Annotated in this window: 4 protein-coding genes; all 4 read right to left on the bottom strand. The window is 58.0% G+C overall.

Features of this window, described 5'->3' with window-relative positions; genetic code table 11:
* Positions 1-111: 111 nt before the first annotated feature.
* Positions 112-1,515, bottom strand: a complete 1,404-nt coding sequence (locus tag VES88_11510) for a CUAEP/CCAEP-tail radical SAM protein (GenBank protein ID HYN82122.1) — start codon at positions 1,513-1,515, stop codon at positions 112-114.
* A gap of 41 nt (positions 1,516-1,556) precedes the next feature.
* The gene (locus VES88_11505) at positions 1,557-2,789 is read right to left on the bottom strand and encodes an ATP-grasp domain-containing protein (protein HYN82121.1); all 1,233 of its coding nucleotides are present in this window, start codon (positions 2,787-2,789) and stop codon (positions 1,557-1,559) included.
* 444 nt (positions 2,790-3,233) lie between these two features.
* Positions 3,234-4,127, bottom strand: coding sequence for an IS110 family transposase (locus tag VES88_11500; GenBank protein HYN82120.1), 894 nt, complete (start codon positions 4,125-4,127; stop codon positions 3,234-3,236).
* Positions 4,128-4,903: 776 nt separating this feature from the next.
* Positions 4,904-5,430, bottom strand: a 527-nt coding sequence (locus VES88_11495) for a hypothetical protein (protein HYN82119.1), incomplete at its 5' end; no start/stop codon positions are given.

Genomic DNA, 5,430 nt, shown 5'->3' with positions numbered 1-5,430 from the left:
CTCCGGGCTCACGCCCGGAGCATTATTCCGAACCGATCTACCGGGCTTCACTCTCTTCTATATCCCCGCCCTCTTTTCAAGGGGACCAAACTGGTCCCTCGTCGGCTCCGCTCAGCAGAACCACGCTTCACTCAATCGCGGCGGGCGCAACCTCAACGGGCGAATCTCACGCTCGGCTCGAACGGGCGGCTCATCACCGCGAGCTGCATAAGCAAGTTCGCGGATCGCATAGAAAGTCTCAGCCGTGTCCTCGCTTCTGCTAGCTGCCTGCTCAACTAGGGCGCTCACTCGGTTGTGCAACTCGTCCATGCGCGTGTCGGGATGCACCCACTCGTAGGTGAACGAACCTTGAACCAGCCGTCCCAGCCACCGATCAGTGTTTGGCTGCGACAGCAGCAGCGAGCCCGGCGGAACAAGCAGGCGAATGCTGTACTGTACAGGGTCCACGTGATCTATCAGGCTCTGAGACTCGACAAACTCGAGAATGTCTATGTAGTCGTCGATCGTGGACCACGGGGTGAACGAAACGAACGACGGCCTCATAGCTACGCCCGCACTGCGCAGTATCCGAAGCGCTTCGAGAACGTTGTCTCGCGTGTGGCCCTTATCGAGATGTTCGAGCACAGTGTTGCTCACCGACTCGACCGCCGACACAACGAAGACGCAGCCTGACCGCGCGAATTCAGGGACCAGCGCGCGGTGCTTGAGTATGTGCTCGATCTTGGCGGTGAAGTCAAAGGTCAGGTGCGGAAACTCCTCGTGCAGCGCGTGCGTGATGCGAAGCGAATGTCCGGGACCGTTCAAAAAATCCGGATCGCCAAATGTGATATGCCGCGCGCCCGAAGCCACGAGCCTGCGAACGTCTTCGAGAACGACGTCCTTAGGCACTACGAAGAAGCGCCCGTTGTACACAGGCGGGATCGGACAATGCGTGCAGTGATGCAAGCACCCGCGGCTTGCTTCGACATAGCCCACCAGCCGCTGCTCGCCCTTGTATTCGAGCCTGGCGTAATGCTCAAGCGGCACAAGCGCGCTGCGGTCGGGCACAGTGAAGTTGAGCCGCGCGAGCACCGGCTTCGACGGGAGCCTTCGCGTGCTCACTTCCTTGATGTCAATCGCCGCTCCGGACTCGACGGCTTTAATAAGTTGAACGAGCGCTTCTTCAAACTCGCCGCCGATTACCGAGTCGGCAACGGTGCTGAGCAGATAATCCGCGTTGAGCAACGCGTACAAACCATAAAAGCAAATGTGGCAGCTCGGGTTGAGCTTGCAAATCTCTTCAGCCACGCGCAGGCCAAGCCGCAGCGCCGTGTGCATCGGGACCGATATCCCAACGAAGCGGGCGCGCTTAACTTTTTCGGCGTCGAATCCTTCAACCGAAACGTCCATCGCTTCGGTTTGGTATCCTGCCCGCCGCAAGAACCCCATCGGCATAGCGATGCCCGCAGGCTGATGGCCCAGCTCGTAGCACGACACAAGCAGGATGGATTTCGTGCTGTTCCCCTGTTCGTACATTTTCACGTTAATTCTAGGACTGAGCCGCATTATTTAGCAATCTACTCGATTAGGAACTCAAGCCTCGCGTGCGCCTCACGCAGCGCGGCTTCGACCTGATCGGGAGTATCTGCGCGGCTGAAGATGAAACCGAGGTAGCTCGCTCCCTCAGGCGGCGGCAGAATCTCTTGTGTGATGTGAGCAGTGATGACGACGTCTTCAACATCTAGCATAGCCTTCGCGGCGTCAACACCAAGCACCTCTCTCAAGATTCCCGCGCGAGGTATCGGGATCATCATAACGCCCGCTGCCTGATGCTCGCGCTCTACAGACCGCACGTCTTCGCCGAGCGCGTGCCGGATGATCAACTCTTCGAGCGAAACTCCGCTGTCGAATCGCAGCGCGCGCGAGCACAGTCCTCCGATCGCGCGAGCGGCCACTTCGATCACCCATGGGCCGCGCTCGTTCACGCGCAGCTCCGCATGCACGGGACCTTTCGTCAGACCCATGGCTAGGGTCGCCGCAGCAGTTGTCTCCACTATCCGCCGTTGAACGTCTCGCCCCAGACGCGACGGCGTCACGTAGATCGTCTCCTCGAAGAACGGACCGTCAAGAGGATCAGGCTTATCGAAGATCGCGAGCATTCGAAACTCGCCGTCGGTGACCAATCCTTCGACCGCGACCTCAAAGCCTGGGATGAATTCCTCAACAAGCGCTTCGCGGGCGAGCGCGCCTCCGCGTCGCGCGACCTTCGGGTCACTGACGATTCGATCGAGCCGCCGCACGACCCCCGCGAACTCTTCTTCGTTGTCGGCTCGCATCACGCCGCGGCTCGTCGATAGGAACACTGGCTTGACGACGCACGGATAAGTCACGCGAGCGGCAACCTCGCCCGTGTCTTCGTCAAGAGAAAAGTGCCAATAGCGAGGGACCTGCACTCCGGCGCGGCTGAGCACTTCGCGCATGCGATGCTTGTTCTTCGCGGTGATCGCGGCTTCGACAGGGTTGTGCCGCAGCTTCAGCGCTTGGGCGACAGACGCCGCAACGACGGCGGTGTCTTCGTCGACGGGTATGACGGCATCGATTGGAAACTGCGCGGCAAACTCCTCAACCTGGCGCGCGGCGCGGCCGGGCTCGTCGAAGTCGAGCGTGAGCAACCCCTCAGGATTCTTGTCAGCAAGAGTGCTCGGCTGCTCAGACGCGGCAACAACGTCGACGTGCATTTTCAACGCCTCCTCTACGAAAGCTTTCGTGCGATACGTGGTCGTTGGCAAAAGCAGAAGCACTCGCGGCATACTGTTAACCTATGCTGCAGGCGCGGTGATGTCCAGCCTCACTAGCAGTTGGTGAGCGTTAGCCTTTTCTGTTATTAAGTCGAGGAGCGAACAACTAATGCGATTGACGGAGATGGTTTCGTGCGCCTGGCCCCTTCTATGAAGCCGGGTCGTGTCAAGCGGGGTCCGGTTGATTGGTTCACCCTTCTATTCGAGCTGCCGCGAGTCTTTCAGTTTCGACTTTGAACGCGGGCCCATTCAACGGTGCGACGATGCCCATTCTACCGACCGAGCTTTTCGCTCAGGGACAGGGCGAGCTATCGTCCTTTCAATCCGTATCGAACTCCACCTCTCCCCACTCAAACCTGACCACGGAACCATAGACGCTGGGCTATCGTTCCCCTTTGGTCCTCACCTCCGCGATTACTCGCCTTTCGTTTTTTGACCGCGTCCTGACCTTCCGGCTCAGACGGTATGTGGTGCGGGCCGCCAGGGCGTGCCGTCTCGCAGCATGGCCCAGCAGCGGATCAGCAGTCGGCGCGCCACCGCTACCATCGCGATCTTCTTGCGCGCTTTGCTTCCTCGTCTTACTCGTTCGTAAACGGCGCGTATCCAAGCGTTGTACCGCAGGCCGATCCAGCCGACTTCCACCAGCAGCGATCTTACCAATCTGTTCCCTTGACGCGTGATTCTTCCCAGCCTGTTGGTTTCTCCCGACTGCAACTGCTTGGGCACCATACCAATGTAGGCGCCCACCTCTTTGCCTCGTTTGAACCTCTGCGGATTGTCGATCAGCGTGACCAATGCTTCAGCCAGTCTCGGCCCCACTCCCGGAATCGTCTGGAGCAGTTGCACGCTCTTGTCTGCCTGGGCCAGCTCATCGAGTTTCTGCTCGACTGCTCGCATTGGGGCTGCAATTTCCTTCAGAGATTGCAACTCGATGGCTAACTCGCCGCGCCATAACTCGTCTGCTCCAACTGCTCCGAGCGGCCGGGCCAGCGCCTCAAGCTCTGCGAGGCCCTTGATGGTCCAAGCGCCATGACCGCGCGTCAGCGACAGTCCTGCTCTGCTCAACAGGTCGCGTATGTGATTCTTGATCTTAGTGCGCCGGCCCACCAGACGCTGCCGGAACTGGATCAGCAACCGCCATTGCCGTACGGCGCGCTCGGGCACATGCACCAACGTCAACTGATTCATCACCGAAAGCTGCGCCAACTTCAGCGCATCTTGGCGATCGTTCTTTCTTTTGACATTCTTCCAGCGCCACGCATCGTGGGCCGTGCTGGCCACTTGAATCTCTATTCCCAAGGTCCGCACCAGTTCGCAGATCCAGCCAGCCAGCGGACAGATCTCGATCACTACCCGATAAATGAGGGCGAGACGACATGCTGACCCGCGCTATACCTATCGAGAAAGACTGCTGCTGCCTGGGGCGCTCGGCTCAATGCTTCGTTGAGTATTTTTCTATCCCGCATTCGCTTAATCCTGTTCCCATTACGGTACGCCGTCTGGAGCGCCTACCGATCGTATCAGGCTGCTATTGTTTGGAAGCGGGAGACTCTTGTCCGTACCGAAAACATTATCCGGCGTTTGAATACTGCATTTAGAGCTCCGACCGAGAGTACTCTGCAGATGCTCGTCGATTCTCTTTCTGGCCGCTTGCGACGCATCTATGTTTGCCTAGCAAAGAAGAAAGGCCGCAGGAACTGGTCCAAGCGGCCTTTCGGAAGTCTCCCCGCAGTGGACGCTCTTCGCAACCTTTTCTACGCACCTACGGTGGACATGAAGATAACTTTTGAACGTCTGCGGCACGTCTCACCAGAGAACCAGATCTTCCAAGCATAGAAGGTTGAGAATATGAACATGACTTGCAGTAAGAAAATGCCAGAAACAGGTTCGCAAAGGCGTCCGGCAGTATTGAAGAGAATCAACTATAAGTGCAAGGATTTATTGGCCGGACGACATTTTCGGGAGGGACAACCTGGGAAGAGATGTCCTGAACATGTGAACCTCCGCGGGGTACGGGCTGCTTCCACTTTTGGTAAGGGCAGAGCAACCAATGGGATCGCCGTTCTAAATGTTCTCAAAACGACTGCGGACTGACCGCTGAAATTATACGGTCATTTTCTACACGCTCAACCGCCAATAAAACTCATCGTGCGTGAAGGCGCCACAAAGCCGGGGTCGTTGATGTAGTGGCGCGGCTCTTTCTTCATCACGACGGTCTCAATAAAGTCGATAATCTCTGGCCTCGTAGCGCCGGTGCGAACAACATCACGCAATGAGTGTTCGATGGTCGAGAAGAGACAGGTTCTGATCTGTCCGTCCGCGGTGAGGCGAATTCGCGAGCAGGCGCCGCAGAAAGGTTCGGTCACCGGCGCGATGATGCCGATCTCACCCGGCGCGCCGTCGGCGAAACGATAACGTGAAGAGGTTTCGGACCCTCGATACGCGTCAACAGGAACCAGCGGAAACTGATCGTTGATGCGTTCACGAATCTCGCGGCCGGAAACCACTTGCTCGCGCGCCCATTCATGACCGGAATCGAGCGGCATGAATTCAATGAAGCGCATCTTCACATCATGCTCGCGCGCAAACGCGGCAAAGTCGGCGACTTCGTCTTCGTTGTGACCCCGCACGATGACGGCGTTGATCTTGATTG

It is taken from the genome of Gemmatimonadaceae bacterium, assembly GCA_035633115.1.
GTDB lineage: Bacteria > Gemmatimonadota > Gemmatimonadetes > Gemmatimonadales > Gemmatimonadaceae > UBA4720.
The sequence above is the reverse complement of the archived record's forward strand: the minus strand, read 5'-3'. Positions and strand labels throughout refer to the sequence as shown.